Source organism: Echinicola vietnamensis DSM 17526, assembly GCF_000325705.1.
In the GTDB taxonomy this organism is placed as follows: domain Bacteria; phylum Bacteroidota; class Bacteroidia; order Cytophagales; family Cyclobacteriaceae; genus Echinicola; species Echinicola vietnamensis.
This window is the reverse complement of record NC_019904.1, coordinates 24,357-37,929: the sequence shown is the minus strand read 5'-3', so window position 1 is coordinate 37,929 and position 13,573 is coordinate 24,357. Positions and strand designations below refer to the sequence as shown.

General features: G+C 43.7%; 12 protein-coding genes and 1 pseudogene. 7 read left to right on the top strand and 6 right to left on the bottom strand.

Annotated features, from left to right (window positions below; all coding sequences use genetic code 11):
- The first annotated feature begins 98 nt into the window (after positions 1 to 98).
- The 3 genes from ECHVI_RS00185 to ECHVI_RS00175 are packed head-to-tail and all read left to right on the top strand — an operon-like array spanning position 99 to position 2,689.
- Positions 99 to 899, top strand: a complete 801-nt coding sequence (locus ECHVI_RS00185; RefSeq protein WP_015263910.1) for a LiaF transmembrane domain-containing protein — start codon at positions 99 to 101, stop codon at positions 897 to 899.
- Between the two features lie 12 nt (positions 900 to 911).
- Positions 912 to 1,955: a sensor histidine kinase gene (locus tag ECHVI_RS00180; protein ID WP_015263909.1), complete on the top strand. Its 1,044-nt coding sequence runs from the start codon at positions 912 to 914 to the stop codon at positions 1,953 to 1,955.
- Positions 1,952 to 2,689, top strand: coding sequence for a LytR/AlgR family response regulator transcription factor (locus ECHVI_RS00175; protein ID WP_015263908.1), 738 nt, complete (start codon positions 1,952 to 1,954; stop codon positions 2,687 to 2,689). Before ECHVI_RS00180 ends, ECHVI_RS00175 begins: the two co-directional genes overlap by 4 nt.
- Before the next feature lie 31 nt (positions 2,690 to 2,720).
- Here ECHVI_RS00175 and ECHVI_RS00170 read toward each other — a convergent pair whose 3' ends face one another.
- Positions 2,721 to 2,942, bottom strand: coding sequence for a DUF2795 domain-containing protein (locus ECHVI_RS00170; RefSeq protein ID WP_015263907.1), 222 nt, complete (start codon positions 2,940 to 2,942; stop codon positions 2,721 to 2,723).
- Positions 2,943 to 3,022: 80 nt separating this feature from the next.
- Complete coding sequence (locus ECHVI_RS00165; protein WP_015263906.1) at positions 3,023 to 4,315, bottom strand: DUF349 domain-containing protein; 1,293 nt, start codon at positions 4,313 to 4,315, stop codon at positions 3,023 to 3,025.
- 142 nt (positions 4,316 to 4,457) lie between these two features.
- Between ECHVI_RS00165 and ettA the strand changes: the two genes are divergently transcribed.
- Together ettA and ECHVI_RS00155 are read left to right on the top strand one after the other, a co-directional pair.
- The gene (gene ettA, locus ECHVI_RS00160) at positions 4,458 to 6,137 is read left to right on the top strand and encodes an energy-dependent translational throttle protein EttA (RefSeq protein ID WP_015263905.1); all 1,680 of its coding nucleotides are present in this window, start codon (positions 4,458 to 4,460) and stop codon (positions 6,135 to 6,137) included.
- A gap of 130 nt (positions 6,138 to 6,267) precedes the next feature.
- Positions 6,268 to 7,575: a pyridoxal phosphate-dependent aminotransferase gene (locus tag ECHVI_RS00155; protein ID WP_041739222.1), complete on the top strand. Its 1,308-nt coding sequence runs from the start codon at positions 6,268 to 6,270 to the stop codon at positions 7,573 to 7,575.
- A gap of 86 nt (positions 7,576 to 7,661) precedes the next feature.
- On the opposite strand, the gene ECHVI_RS00150 is transcribed toward ECHVI_RS00155, so the two are convergent.
- The gene (locus tag ECHVI_RS00150) at positions 7,662 to 8,612 is read right to left on the bottom strand and encodes a zinc dependent phospholipase C family protein (RefSeq protein WP_015263902.1); all 951 of its coding nucleotides are present in this window, start codon (positions 8,610 to 8,612) and stop codon (positions 7,662 to 7,664) included.
- A 212-nt stretch (positions 8,613 to 8,824) separates the two neighbouring features.
- On the opposite strand from ECHVI_RS00150, the gene rpsT reads away from it, so the two are divergent.
- Together rpsT and ECHVI_RS00140 are read left to right on the top strand one after the other, a co-directional pair.
- Entirely contained in the window at positions 8,825 to 9,079 is a 255-nt protein-coding gene (gene rpsT, locus ECHVI_RS00145; protein ID WP_015263901.1) for a 30S ribosomal protein S20, read from the top strand.
- A 536-nt stretch (positions 9,080 to 9,615) separates the two neighbouring features.
- Positions 9,616 to 10,155 (top strand): annotated as a pseudogene (locus ECHVI_RS00140) (JAB domain-containing protein); the annotation flags it as partial.
- An 86-nt stretch (positions 10,156 to 10,241) separates the two neighbouring features.
- On the opposite strand, the gene ECHVI_RS00135 reads toward ECHVI_RS00140, so the two are convergent.
- From ECHVI_RS00135 to ECHVI_RS00125, 3 genes are read right to left on the bottom strand one after another with little or no spacing between them, the layout of a single operon-like run.
- Entirely contained in the window at positions 10,242 to 11,255 is a 1,014-nt protein-coding gene (locus ECHVI_RS00135) for a site-specific integrase (RefSeq protein ID WP_015263899.1), read from the bottom strand.
- Positions 11,242 to 12,225 carry a tyrosine-type recombinase/integrase gene (locus ECHVI_RS00130; RefSeq protein WP_015263898.1) on the bottom strand — a complete coding sequence of 328 codons (984 nt, stop codon included), beginning with the start codon at positions 12,223 to 12,225 and terminating at the stop codon, positions 11,242 to 11,244. The genes ECHVI_RS00135 and ECHVI_RS00130 overlap by 14 nt, the downstream gene beginning before the upstream one ends.
- Positions 12,218 to 13,486, bottom strand: coding sequence for a site-specific integrase (locus ECHVI_RS00125; protein WP_015263897.1), 1,269 nt, complete (start codon positions 13,484 to 13,486; stop codon positions 12,218 to 12,220). Before ECHVI_RS00125 ends, ECHVI_RS00130 begins: the two co-directional genes overlap by 8 nt.
- Positions 13,487 to 13,573: the final 87 nt, after the last annotated feature.

The following is a 13,573-nucleotide window of genomic DNA, read 5'->3' as shown; positions in this document are numbered from 1 at the left end:
CGAGTTTTTATAGCCCATGACCTAAAAGATCTCTTATATTTTAATAAGTTGAAGTAGTTTTAGCATCATATTGGATAATGAACTAATTTACTTTGACTATGAAAAAGACATTTGGAGGTGGTGATGGTGGGAGGACCACTACGGGACTGATAGTACTAGCGGTAGGCATGTTCTTGCTGGTAAGACAATTGGGGGTATCGGTACCGGGCTGGATATTTAGTTGGCCAATGATTTTTGTGGCCATTGGACTTATTACCTTGTCCAAACATAACTTTCAAAGCGGTTTTGGCTTTTTTATGCTTCTTTTTGGAGGCTTTTTTCTCCTTAAAAATGAATTGAATATTCCTTGGGAATTGGAGCGTTACCTTGTCCCGGGAGGATTGATCATATTGGGATTGTTTTTGCTGGCCACCAAAAACAGGAAGGCTTTCGCGGATTTTACCAATTGGTCTGGCGGAAGTTCGACTCCTCCTCCTGTGGGGGATGGCCCTGGCAAAGGAGAAACGTTCGTTTCTGACAAAGGCAATGCTGGATGCTCAGGGGGCTTTAGCTCCGTGGATACTGACATGATCAATTCCCAAGCACTTTTCTGTGGTATCCAAAAACGGATACTTTCCAAAAACTTCAAAGGAGGCAAGGTGTCCGCCATCTTTGGCGGGACAGAGATTGATCTAACCCAGGCGGATTTGTCTGAAAACGCCGTATTAAGCGTTGAGGTGGCTTTTGGCGGAGTGAAGCTCCTGATGCCTCCTCACTGGGACCTCAAGATGGGCGTTACCAATATCTTTGCTGGTGTGGAGGACAAACGGATGTATCCACAGTCAACAGGGGAATCCAATAAAGTCCTGACCATCACCGGAACGGTCTTGTTTGGTGGATTGGAGATCAAATCCTATTAACGGAGGGAAGGGATGGTCAGTAGGCTGCTGAAGACTTCTTATGGATGGGTGAGGTTGATCCTGATATTGGCCATTTTGGGCAGTGTAAATGCCTTTTTGCTGGTGAATTATGGGGTTGATCTTGGGGTAAGCCTGGTTGATAGCCTCTTGTATGTGCTCTTGACCTTTTCCGGGGTGATGCTGCTGGAAAACATTTTTCGTTTTTACCAACCCAAAAAAAACAATTCCTGGTTATGGGTAGCGGTACCTGTGGTGCTGGGAATAGCACTGGTTTTTTTAGGTGAATTTGCCTTGGAGCGCTTAATGAAATCCAAAACAGATTATTTGTTGTTTCTGAAGGAAGTGCGCTTAGTGAGAGGGTTTTTTGTCCTTTTGCTTTTTGGGGCATATACGGGGCTTTTGATCGTTGGTGGCCTGTTGGAGGATCAGCTGGAGGCCAGGAAGCGAGCCGAAATGATCGACAAACTATCGAAGGAAGCGGAGCTTTACCATCTCCGGCAGCAGCTTCAGCCTCATTTTTTGTTTAATAGCTTAAATTCCATCAGTGCTTTGGTAAAGCGGCAGCCTGACAAAGCCCGTGAGATGGTGCTCCAGTTATCGGAGTTTTTGAGAGGGACAATTCGTAAAAATCAGCTGGAATGGGTAAGTGTGGAGGAAGAAGTAATGTACCTTCGGTTATTTATGGCGATTGAAATGGTAAGGTTTGGACACCGGTTGAAGGTGGATTTTACCGTATCGGAGGAAGCGGAGACGATGACATTGCCCTCCTTATTGATCCAGCCATTGTTGGAGAATGCCGTAAAACACGGGGTGTACGGACGTACAGATGAGGTGTTTATTAAATTGGCCATCCAGCTGCACGGAAGTTATTTGAATGTGATGATCAGCAATCCCTATGATCCTTCAGCGGCCAATTCCAACGGCAAGGGGTTCGGCCTTGAATCTGTCAAAAGAAGGATGTACCTTTTGTTTGGCAGGCATGATTTGTTGGTGGTGGATAAAAACGCCTCCTTGTTTACGGTGAACTTAAACATACCAATTGGTAAAAGAGCATGATCAAAACCATCATTATAGACGATGAACCGTTGGCCACACAACTGGTGGAGGAGTACCTGGAGGCATTTTCGGATTTTGAAGTGGTGGCAGTTTGCCATGACGGATTTGAAGGGCTGAAGGCCATCCAGCAGCATGAGCCTGACCTTTTGTTTCTGGATGTTCAGATGCCACGCATCAATGGTTTTGAGCTGCTGGAGCTGTTGGAGCATCCAATGGCCGTTATTTTTACAACGGCATTTGATGAATATGCGGTAAAGGCATTTGACAGCCATGCGGTGGATTATTTGCTGAAACCTTTCTCCCAGGCGAGGTTTGAGGAGGCGATCCATAAATTTTCCATGAGAGAAAACGGGGATTTGGTACAGAAACTACTGCTATCGAAGGATTTTTCATCCAAGGAGGACTATGCTAGCCGTATCGTGCTTAAGGAAAAAGGTGAAATCAAGGTCATTCAGGTCGGTGACGTAGCGTATTTAGAAGCAAATGATGATTTTGTCAATATCCACAGCAAGGGGGGCAAGTATATAAAAAACAGGACTTTGAAGTTTTTTGAATCAGTCCTTGATCCACGGGATTTTGTGCGGGTACATCGATCTTATATCGTAAGAATAGCCGAAATTACCAGTGTGGAACCGTACGAAAAGGAAGGAAATGTCCTGCGTCTTAGGGGCGGGGGAGTCGTTCCTGTAAGCCGCAGTGGTATGGCCAAATTAAAAGCAGTACTTGGGGTATAGAAGAAAAAAAAAGCCCTGTTGGGGCTTTTTTTTAATATTCATCTTCATTAAAGAAGAAGTCATCTTTTGTTGGATAATCCGGCCAAATTTCTTCGATGTTTTCATACGGCTCACCATCGTCCTCAAGTTCCTGTAGGTTTTCCACTACTTCTAGAGGAGTACCCGTCCGAATAGCGTAATCGATCAGTTCATCTTTAGTAGCTGGCCATGGTGCATCTTCCAAGTAAGATGCTAATTCTAACGTCCAATACATAGTGTCTACATTTTAAGTTTTTCCGCTGTACACGGTGAAGCAAAAATATAAAATCTTTTATTTTTTAAAACGGTAACTTATTATTTGTTTGAAAGTTCCTTAATAATATGATTTTTTACATCAAGCTTCCTTTTGTACGCACTGATTTTTCTATACAACATTGTTTCGAAATCAGGTTCATGTGATCTGAAATTCTCGGAATTTTCCTTGACGGTTTCCAGTTCTTTTTCATCCCGGGAGATCAGATCCTTCATGATACTGATTTTGACTTGCTTTTGCTCTTGCTCGTCCATATCATAGTAATTATCATATTTGGATCTTGCAAGTTTATGCAGAAAAGATTTCTCAAAGACAATATCTGTAAAGAAGACGAACAAACGCGAGTATTGTTGTGCTTCCCTTGGTTTTTTAGGAGGTAGTGATTTCCATTCGGCCTGCAGTCGTTTTGCCTTGGAGATTTTTTCAGGACTGGTATCCCCTAAGGAGAGGTCTCGCATGGATTCAGCTAGCTTCTCTATTTTTTTGACGACTTCAAAAGGGCGTAGGCGCGGAGGATGGTTATAACCGCCATGCCCATGACCTTGCCCATGTCGTGGGCGGTTTTGCATGGTGCGTTTAAACCGTCCAAAGATCTTGTTGTTTAACCTGGAAAATTCATCCCATAGCGGCTGCCTTTTTTCTGCGGGAACCTTTCCGGATTCCTTCCACTGTTTCTGGATCCGCTTACTGATTTCAAAAGCTTGCTTGACATCCTGCATGTTGAAGGCCTCTCTGGCTTGTTCCACGAGGGATTCATACACTTTTATGTTCTCTTCAGCTTGAAGTGCCAAGCCTTCAAAATAGTTTTTACGATTTTCAAAAAAAGTGTCCGTAGTTTCCTTAAAGGCTTCCTCGATTTCGTCTTTCAGCTCAGGCGATACGGGGCCGGTTTTTATCCACCGGAGTTTGATGTCCCGGAATTTTTCTGAAGTCTCCTTCCAATCAGTGTCGTTCATGATCGCACGTGCCTCTTCGATAAGGCCTCGCTTGATTTCCAAATTACGCTCGCGATTGGCCTGAATGATCTCATCCAGAAATTCTTCCTGTTCGTTGAGTTCATTTATCAAGGGGACAAAATCCCCCAAGGCATCGTATTGCATCAAAGATTCTCTCAAATGGATGAGCTTCATCAGAAATGAACCCTTGTTTTGATTTTCTTCGATGTCTTTTTTAAGGTCAGCTACTTTTTTCTTCGCTAGTTCAAACCGATCTTCAAAGTACTTGATGGTGGAGGCTTCGTTTTCCTTGACCTCTCCGATCACTCTGTCCTCCTGATTTAAAAAACCTTTTAAATAAACTTTGTCGTCTTTAATGTATCCGTATGGATGCTCCATCTCGATTTAATAGGTTGGTGGTAAGTTGGCTAATGCTTGTTTGGTGCAAATTAATTAATTAAGATGCATTTATCCTAAAGAAGGCGATTATTTGCCATATTTGTTCCATCATAAATATAACCATAAGGTAAAATAAATAAATATGAGTGACGAGAAAATTATATTTTCAATGGCCGGGGTGTCAAAAATCTACCCTCCCCAAAAGAAGGTGTTGAAGGATATTTACCTTTCTTTTTTTTATGGGGCTAAAATTGGAGTATTAGGCCTGAACGGCTCTGGAAAGAGTTCTTTGCTTAAGATTATAGCAGGAATGGATACTGAATACCAAGGGGAAGTGGCTTGGTCTTCAGGATATTCCGTGGGGATGTTGGAGCAAGAGCCCGAGCTGGATCCCGAGAAAACCGTCAAAGAGGTCGTAGAGGAAGCGGTAGCAGAGACTGTGGGCTTGCTTAAAGAATTTGAAGAGATCAACGAGAAATTTATGGATCCTGCGGTAATGGAGGATCCAGATGCCATGAACAAGCTGATCGAAAAGCAGGGCGAGGTGCAGGAAAAATTGGATGCGGCCAATGCTTGGGAGCTTGATGTGGTGCTGGACAAGGCCATGGATGCCTTGCGTCTCCCGCCGAGTGATGCCGTCGTGGAAAATCTCTCCGGTGGGGAAAAGCGAAGAGTGGCGCTCTGTCGACTGCTGTTGCAGGAACCGGATGTTTTGCTGCTGGATGAGCCCACCAACCACTTGGATGCCGAATCGGTCCATTGGCTTGAGCAACACTTAAAACAGTATAAAGGCACGGTGATCGCCGTGACCCACGACCGTTATTTCTTGGACAATGTGGCCGGTTGGATTTTAGAGCTGGACAGGGGAGAAGGGATCCCTTGGAAAGGTAACTACAGCAGCTGGCTGGACCAGAAGCAAAAGCGGCTTGCACAAGAGGAGAAGTCTGAGTCCAAGAGACAGAAGACCTTGGAGCGTGAACTGGAATGGATCAAAATGACCCCCAAAGCCAAGCAAGCAAAAGGGAAGGCCCGTTTAAATGCCTATGAAAAATTAGTGGGTGAAGATGCCAAGGAGCGGGAATCCAAGCTGGAACTTTACATTCCACCGGGGCCACGATTAGGCTCGAAGGTGATCGAAGTAAATGGTGTTTCGAAGTCCTATGGTGATAAGTTGCTTTTCGAGGATTTGACTTTTGCCCTTCCCCAAGGCGGGATTGTCGGCATCATTGGACCAAACGGAGCGGGTAAGTCTACCTTGTTTAAGCTCATCACCGGTAATGAAAAGCCGGATGCTGGAAGTTTTGAAGTCGGTGAAACCGTTCAGCTCGCATACGTGGACCAGGAGCACGATCGATTGGATGCGGACAAGACCGTTTACCAGACGATTTCTGAAGGCAATGAAAACATCAAGCTGGGAGCCAAGGAAATGAATGCTAGGGCTTATGTGAGCAAGTTTAATTTCTCAGGATCCGATCAAGAGAAAAAAGTAGGCGTGCTTTCCGGTGGAGAGCGAAACCGGGTGCATCTGGCACTGACGCTGAAGGAAAACGGGAACCTGCTCTTGTTAGATGAGCCTACCAATGATTTGGACGTCAATACGTTGAGGTCACTGGAGGAAGCCTTGGAGAACTTTGGGGGCTGTGCAGTGGTGATTTCCCACGACAGGTGGTTCTTGGATAGGATCTGTACCCACATATTGGCGTTCGAAGGGGATTCCCAAGTGTATTGGTTTGAAGGGAACTTCACCGATTACGAGGAGAATAAAAGAAAGCGACTCGGAGACGTGGATCCCAAAAGGATTAAATACAAAAAACTTAAGTGATCAGACTAACAGAAAGTTTGTGAATGGGCAAATGTGCCAAATTTTATGGCCGCCAGAAGAAGGTTGGGGAATTTATTTTCCCTACCTTTGGCGGAAATTTTAAAATGCATTATTGATTGGGAGCGTTATGATCAGACAGATTTTGCTGGCCCCAGGGGCCGATGAACTGAACTACGAAATCAGGGGCATCGTAAAAAAAGCAAAGATTATAGAAAGTTTGGGCTTTGAGATCACTTGGGAAAATATTGGTGATCCCATCCAAAAGAGCAATACCATTCCGGTATGGATGAAGGATATCGTCAAGGAGCTGGTCAGTGATGACAAGACCTACGGTTATTCTGATTCCAAGGGAATGCTCAAGACCCGCCAGTACCTGGCCGGACTAAACAACAAGCGTGAGGGAGTGCAGATTTCCGAAGAGGATATTTTGTTCTTTAACGGGTTGGGAGATGCCATTGCCAAGCTGTATCAGTTTCTGATTCCCACGGCCAGGATTATTGGTCCTTCTCCGGCTTATTCTACCCATAGCTCTGCCGAGGCGGCCCATGCCAATACTTTTCCGATTACCTATCGGTTGGATCCGGACAACAGCTGGTACCCCGATATGGATGACCTGTACAATAAGGTGAAATATAATCCCAATATCGTAGGGTTGCTGATCATCAATCCCGATAATCCGACGGGAATGGTCTATCCCCGCGAAGTGCTGGAGCGGTTTGTGGCCATCGCGAGAGAGTTTAACTTGCTGCTGATCGCCGATGAGATTTATCAAAACATTACATACAACGGCCATGAGGCGATTACCCTTTCTGAGGTGATCGGGGATTTGCCAGGGATCTCCTTGAAGGGGATATCAAAAGAGTTTCCTTGGCCCGGTTCACGATGTGGCTGGATGGAGTTTTACAATAAAAATGCATCGGAGGAATTTAACAAGCTCTGTACCACCTTGGAAAATGCCAAAATGATTGAGGTTTGTTCTACCATGCTTCCCCAGCTGGCCATTCCAAAGATCATGAGCCATCCCGAATATGTTCCTTATCGAAAAAATGCCAATGAGCGGATAGGAAAACGTAGTCAGATTATGGAAGAGGTGCTTTCAGATGTCCCGGGGATAAAGTTCAACAAGACCAAGGGGGCATTTTACAACACCATCGTCTTTGACGAGTCCATGCTCAATGAGCGGCAGTATCTTCCGGTGGAGGATGTGCGGGTAAAAGGCTATCTGGCACAGTGGCTCAACGAAGATGAAATGCCGCATGACAAGCGTTTTGTGTACAATCTTTTGGCTTCAGAAGGGATCTGTGTGGTTCCGGTGAGTTCTTTTTGCTCCAATCTCCGGGGCTTTAGGGTAACCTTGCTAGAGGAAGATGAGGACAAATTCAGGGATACCTTTACCCGGATTGCCAATAGTATCCGTTTCTATCTGAAGTCTGCCTGAAAAGGCGCACTGAAATAATCCCAAATACAGAAAGGTGTAAGCAAGGGTGAATGGCCATGCTTACACCTTTTTTTGTGATTGCGGCGCTAAAAGTCATGATCCCTGGCCTCTATTTTTTTCTCCGTGGAGAAGCTTTCCCATGCGTCGGCTTCAAGCTGTTGGTTTAGGAGAGGGGAAAGATCGGGCTGGCCCGCATCCACCCAGGCAGTATACCAAAAGTCGGCAATCATTTTGATGGATCGTTTCATCTGCCGCTCGACTTGGCCATCGAGCAGCTGGTTATAGGCGATGGTAAAAGGTTTGGAATACACTTTGGTGTTAATGGTTCCGCGCTCTTCAAAGCTGTATTTTTTATCGTCACTGAATTTTTTGCTCAGTTGCTTTTCGAAGTGCAAGACACTGTCCATGGCTTCATGGGCTTGGATGACAGCTTCCCAGGCGGCCATTTGGGTGTTAGGAATGTATGCAGCCTTGCCGATAAACAGGTCAAAGTCCGTCGACAGCAGCTCTGGGATCCTGCTTTCCCAGAAGCCATGAATGCCTTCTTGGCCCGTTAGCTGTCCATTGTAGTTTTCGGTGGTGTGGAGGGGGACATTGATATCGCCAATGTAATGACCAAGATCAGCGGAAAGCCGAAGGATCGCCTTTGCATTTTTGTCCTTGAAGGCTTTGGTGAGCTGGGTTTTTACGAACTGCACATTCCACGGGGCAATGCCATATTTTCTCAAACTGTCTTCGCCGTATTTGTTTACCGCGTCGCTCCAGTACCTGGGTAAGGTGTAAACAGCGCTGTCTCCATAGACGTCTGCATCAATGTAGTGTTTTTCAGCCTCGCCCTTTACGGCATACCTTCTCCGGTCAGGGTTGACCGCATTTTCGGTGAGGTATGCAATGTTCTCTTTGTAGAAACCGATCATTTCCAGTGGAAGGGAGAATACGGCAAGTCGATTGATCCTTTTGTGTGCGTAAAAACCCCAAAATCCAAAACATTGGAAAGCAAATAGTAGTAAGGAGCAAAAAAGTATTATTCGTTTCATAAAGAAATTTAATGAATTTATCGAGAATAGAAAAGTGAAAATGATTACATTTGCGGTTAATTAAGGAGTTTCAGGAGGTGAATTAAGATGAGTTTGAAAACTTTCTGGTGCTTAGTTGAATAATCCTTTTGTGATTATAAATAAAACAGTTAACTTTGCACTCCTATTAATGGACAGTGGCGAAATCAAAGAAATTTAAGCAAAAATAAGATATGGCAAATCACAAATCAGCTCTTAAGAGAATTCGTGCAAACGAAGCCAAGCGTTTGAGAAACAAATATCAAGCTAAGACTACGAGGACTTTCATTAAAAAATTGAGACACACTACTGATAAGGTGGAAGCTCAGGAGTTGTTCAAGAAAGTTTCTTCCATGATCGATAAGCTTGCTAAGAAGAACATTATCCATAAAAACAACGCAGCTAACAAGAAGTCTAGTCTTGCGAAGTTTGTGAATGCACTAGGATAATAGTGTGGATAGATAAAGACTTTTGTAAAGCCTTGTCGCCCAGCGACAAGGCTTTTTTTGTTGTGCCTCAAGATTATAAGGCTTGAGGTAAATTATAGTTCGGAGGCAAGCGTAAAAGTCTGGGGACAGGCAGTTTGTTTAATGGTAAAACCACGCATGAATAACAATGCCCCAAAGTCCCAAATACATCAACTGGGTGCCGTGCCAATTTATAATTGCTTTGTGTCTTAGAGCCTTGGTAGCGTTTCATTGTACTGATAACTAAAGAAATTCACCCCTCTTATAAATAAATATCGCCTGACCCTGAATTTGGGAAGGCTTGAGGGGTATGGCTGTGTTTCGAAGAAGTGCGAGCGGCATAAACCAATCACAGCTTTCATGCGGTAAACAGATCAAAAAAACCAAGTTAGGGATGTTTTAACCATTTATTGGTAAGTGGGGTTGGATTATGGGGTGAGCGTTGTTCATCGCAAATTTTTTTCGATAAATTAAAAGGGTATTGAACAGGATTTAGGTGTCACCAAAACTTTTTTAACATGGAGATTTATCAATCAATTAAGATTTCTTCACTTGCCGAAGAGGACCGTCCTAGGGAGAAGCTTCAGCTAAAGGGAAAGGCCGTCCTTACGGATGCTGAACTGATTGCGATTTTGATCGGGTCAGGTACCGCTTCCATGAGTGCGGTGGACCTGTCAAGGCATATATTGGGAAGTGTGGACCATAACTTGGCTGCTTTGGCACGACTGTCGGTTAAAGACCTGATGAAATTCAAGGGGATTGGTGAAGCTAAGGCCATCACCATCGTCAGTGCCTTAGAGCTGGGCCGGCGGAGAAAACTGCAAGAAGTACCCAAAAGATCGAAAATCACCTGTTCCGAAGAGGTATATGAGCTGATGAGGCCAGAGCTAATGGATGAACCGGTAGAATATTTTTACGCACTGCTCCTGACGCGTGCCAATTTCGTGATCCGAAAAGCAATGATCAGCAAAGGCGGGACTAGCGGGACGGTCGTGGACCCCAAGCTAGTGTTTAAGGCTGGGCTGGAACATGGGGCATCTTCGATGATCTTGGTGCATTATGTGAAGTATATGATTATGTAAAGTAATCCCTGTAAAAACCTGATACTATGAGGATTAATCAAGAATCACTTTACATAAAAATATCAGAATCTTTTGAGCCAAGAGATAAGATTCTCATTATTAAGCCATACAGCCTTTTCACCTGGATTTACGTCTTCATATGCTTTTTCCAGGGCAATGCGTTTCTGTTTGGAGTCAGCTCTGGCATAAATTTCTGTGGTCTGCACAGAGACGTGTCCCAGTATATCACGGATATAGACCAGGTTAACACCCGCCTGAAGGAGGTGCATCGCCTTTGTATGTCTGAAGGAATGACAAGTGATTTTTAAAGGTATCATCAGCTTATTTTCTTTCCTTGCCATTCCTACATACTTCTGGATAATGTAATTGATTCCTGCGCGTGTCAGTTTTTCTTTTTTACTGTTTGAAAAAAGAGGGTACAGTTTCGCCGAAGGACTATCCAACTCGTACTCTTTCAGATAGTTTTTAAGGTGTACTGTTTGTGCATCAAGCATTGGAACTAACCTTGCTTTATTGCCTTTTCCAATGATTTTGATGGTGGCAGGTTTGTCGAGCCGTAACATGGATGGTGTCAGATCAATGATCTCCTGGACCCTTGCTCCTGTGTCATACATTAATGCCAATAAAGCAAGGTTACGCCTGCCTTTCCTGGTTGTTGTATCGGGTTGCTGTAACAGAAGCCTGATACCCTCAACGCTTAGGTATTTGATGCTGTCTTTGGCTGTTTTCTTGGATCTAATGGATAAGATACGTTGACATTCGTAAAGGTTGTCCAAGTGTTGATATTGCAAGTACCTGTAAAAGGAATGAATAGCAGCCAACCGTAAATTGCGGGTTGAGTTACTGCACTTCCTTTCGCTCTGTATCCAATCCAAAAATGCGACGATTGTTTCTTTTGTGATGTAATCCAATGTCAGCTTTTCCAGTTTCACCTTCCTATGCTTTTCAATGAAGGACAGCAGTAATACGAATGTATCTCTATAGGCAGTTATGGTATTGAGACTAGCCCCATTTTCATTGGGAAGGTATTTTGAGATAAAGTCTGAGATATGCTTTGCAAAGTCAGTCGGCCCCATAGTTTCTGAATTTTGGAAAGACATCAATACACGTTTTATCCATATCCCTGATCAGGTCCGGGAACATTGAAGCTGTCAACCGCACATAATGGTCAGTTGCTCCTATTGACTGGTGCCCAAGATAGTTGGACAATATCGGTAGCGAGGCATACAGATCGATTCCTGCTTCTGCCATACCGGCAAGAGAGTTGACAGCAAAAGTATGCCGTAGATCATGTATACGCGGCCCATGTTTTTCTCCCAAATATGGGATATTGGCATGTTCTAAACATTTTCTGAACCATTTCCGAAAACCCTGGCCACACTTATTACCACTGACATTTACGAAGAAAAATCCGGTTGTTGAGTTCTTATAAGGAAGCCATGCCCTGTAAGAAAGATATTCTTTACATACCAAGTTCAAAGAAGCTGATATAGGAATGGCTCTCTGCTTTTTATTCTTAGAATCCTGAATACGGATATACCCGTCTTCCAGATTGACATCCTCATCTTTTAAATCAAGCGCTTCACCTATGCGTATTCCTGTTGCATAAAGTAGTCTCAATAGGACGGGCATGCAAAACAAGCAGGATTCCCTGTGGGCAATTTGCATCCTTAATTCATCACATGCCTTAAATAGCATGGCAATCTCGTCCCGTGAATATACATATGGTATAAACGTATTCTCGGGAAAGCGGGGAAGTTTTGGAATATATGATTCAATCCCTATATCATTTATATAGGAGGATAGTTGTACCAACATCAGCATTCTATGATAATGATATCCTCTGGATTCGTTGGGTCGCTTTTCAGCCCACATGTCGGCGAATGCCTTTGTGATGCCTTGTGATGTCTGCCTCGTTTGTGTTGCAAGATCATCGATTTTGGATAGCGCAAAAGTCTCTGTCACATACTTGAACCCCAGTTTTCTCTTGGTCTGTATGAACTGCTTTATGTGCAGGCCATATACACTGTGATAACATTTATCCATAAAACGCACCTCCTCTCTGCTGATAAAACTCTGTTGGTACAGGCGGGACGTCCAGCATACATTGCTTCATGGAGGTTAGATCGATCCGGAGGTAAAACCTTGTGGACTCTGAACTTTTGTGACCAAAAACCTCCGATATAACGGGGAGCATAGTGCTTTTTTCCAACATTCTGAATCCCAAGCTATGCCGTAATGAATGGGGACCAAACCTTCTGTTTTTGGTGTCAATACCGGCTTTTATTATCGCTCTCTGAACAACATGGGTAACCACGTTGCTAGTAGTAAAACAACCGTATGGCGGCCTTCCTGTTAAAAACACATGGGGTTCTTCTGAAACAGGACGTCCGTATTGTAAATAATCGATGATGGCATTGCCAACGTCTGGCAACAAGGGGAGCTGTAATGGGTTCCCTGTTTTTACCTGGTCAATCTCAATCGTACTGGTGTTCCAATGTAAATTTTTAAATTTTAATCTGGAGATATCCGAAGCCCTGAGCCCGAGCCTGGCGGCAAGCATGATAATAGCATAGTTCCTTTTCCCGGTAGGGCTTGATCTGTCTACTGATGCAATCAGTTTTTCTACTTCTTCCTTTGAATAGAGGGAAGGTATCTTGGGCTGGGTAACTTTTTTACATCTTGGGACCTTAGAAGAATAGTCAATAGCCGTAAGGTTTTCCTTAAACAGATACCGCAGGAAAATCCGTAAGGTCGAAATCAAGACAATCATTACGGTTTTCTTATCACAGTTGTACTGGTTTATGAAATGAAGCAGTAAGGGCAGATCAATATACCCAACGCTGCCAATACCTCGCTTTTCACAGTACTCCATAAATTCATATAAATGTCTTTGATAATTGTGGAGACTGCTTCTGGACATCCCCCTTTGCTGTCTGCGCCTCAAAAAATCCAGAATAACTTTACCAATGGGGCCCCTAAAGTCCAGTGGATATTTACTTGGCAGTGAAGGAATGTTGATCTTGCCTGTCTGATGATACTCGGTAAGCATCTTCAGCCCATTATAAGTGACTCTTTGACTGACAGTCAGATCCTTCCAACTTTTGTTTTTAAAATTAAACCGTAAAAACTGCTCTTCTACTGACTTATCATAATGACTAAAACCATTGGAAAACATAAATTCTCTGAGCCGTTTCCAGACCTTCGCATATTCATAGGATGTCTTTAATGAATAACAGAGCTTCTGTTCAAGGTAATTACCTGCACTGTTGGTGAGTTCATTGAACTCTGTGAAATGCTTGTTCATGATCATTTTTTTTGGTGAATACTACCCCTAAATAAAATGACCAGGCTCTTTAACAAAAGGAAGACAGCGTATTTTTATGTAAAGTAA

Coding starts and splice junctions, on each gene's coding strand:
- ECHVI_RS00175 (WP_015263908.1), top strand. CDS start 1,952: ATGATCAAAACCATCATTATAGACGATGAACCGTTGGCCACACAACTG.
- ECHVI_RS00170 (WP_015263907.1), bottom strand. CDS start 2,942: ATGTATTGGACGTTAGAATTAGCATCTTACTTGGAAGATGCACCATGG.
- ECHVI_RS00125 (WP_015263897.1), bottom strand. CDS start 13,486: ATGAACAAGCATTTCACAGAGTTCAATGAACTCACCAACAGTGCAGGT.
- ECHVI_RS00185 (WP_015263910.1), top strand. CDS start 99: ATGAAAAAGACATTTGGAGGTGGTGATGGTGGGAGGACCACTACGGGA.
- ECHVI_RS00130 (WP_015263898.1), bottom strand. CDS start 12,225: ATGGATAAATGTTATCACAGTGTATATGGCCTGCACATAAAGCAGTTC.
- ECHVI_RS00150 (WP_015263902.1), bottom strand. CDS start 8,612: ATGAAACGAATAATACTTTTTTGCTCCTTACTACTATTTGCTTTCCAA.
- ECHVI_RS00180 (WP_015263909.1), top strand. CDS start 912: ATGGTCAGTAGGCTGCTGAAGACTTCTTATGGATGGGTGAGGTTGATC.
- ECHVI_RS00135 (WP_015263899.1), bottom strand. CDS start 11,255: ATGGGGCCGACTGACTTTGCAAAGCATATCTCAGACTTTATCTCAAAA.
- ECHVI_RS00165 (WP_015263906.1), bottom strand. CDS start 4,315: ATGGAGCATCCATACGGATACATTAAAGACGACAAAGTTTATTTAAAA.
- rpsT (WP_015263901.1), top strand. CDS start 8,825: ATGGCAAATCACAAATCAGCTCTTAAGAGAATTCGTGCAAACGAAGCC.
- ettA (WP_015263905.1), top strand. CDS start 4,458: ATGAGTGACGAGAAAATTATATTTTCAATGGCCGGGGTGTCAAAAATC.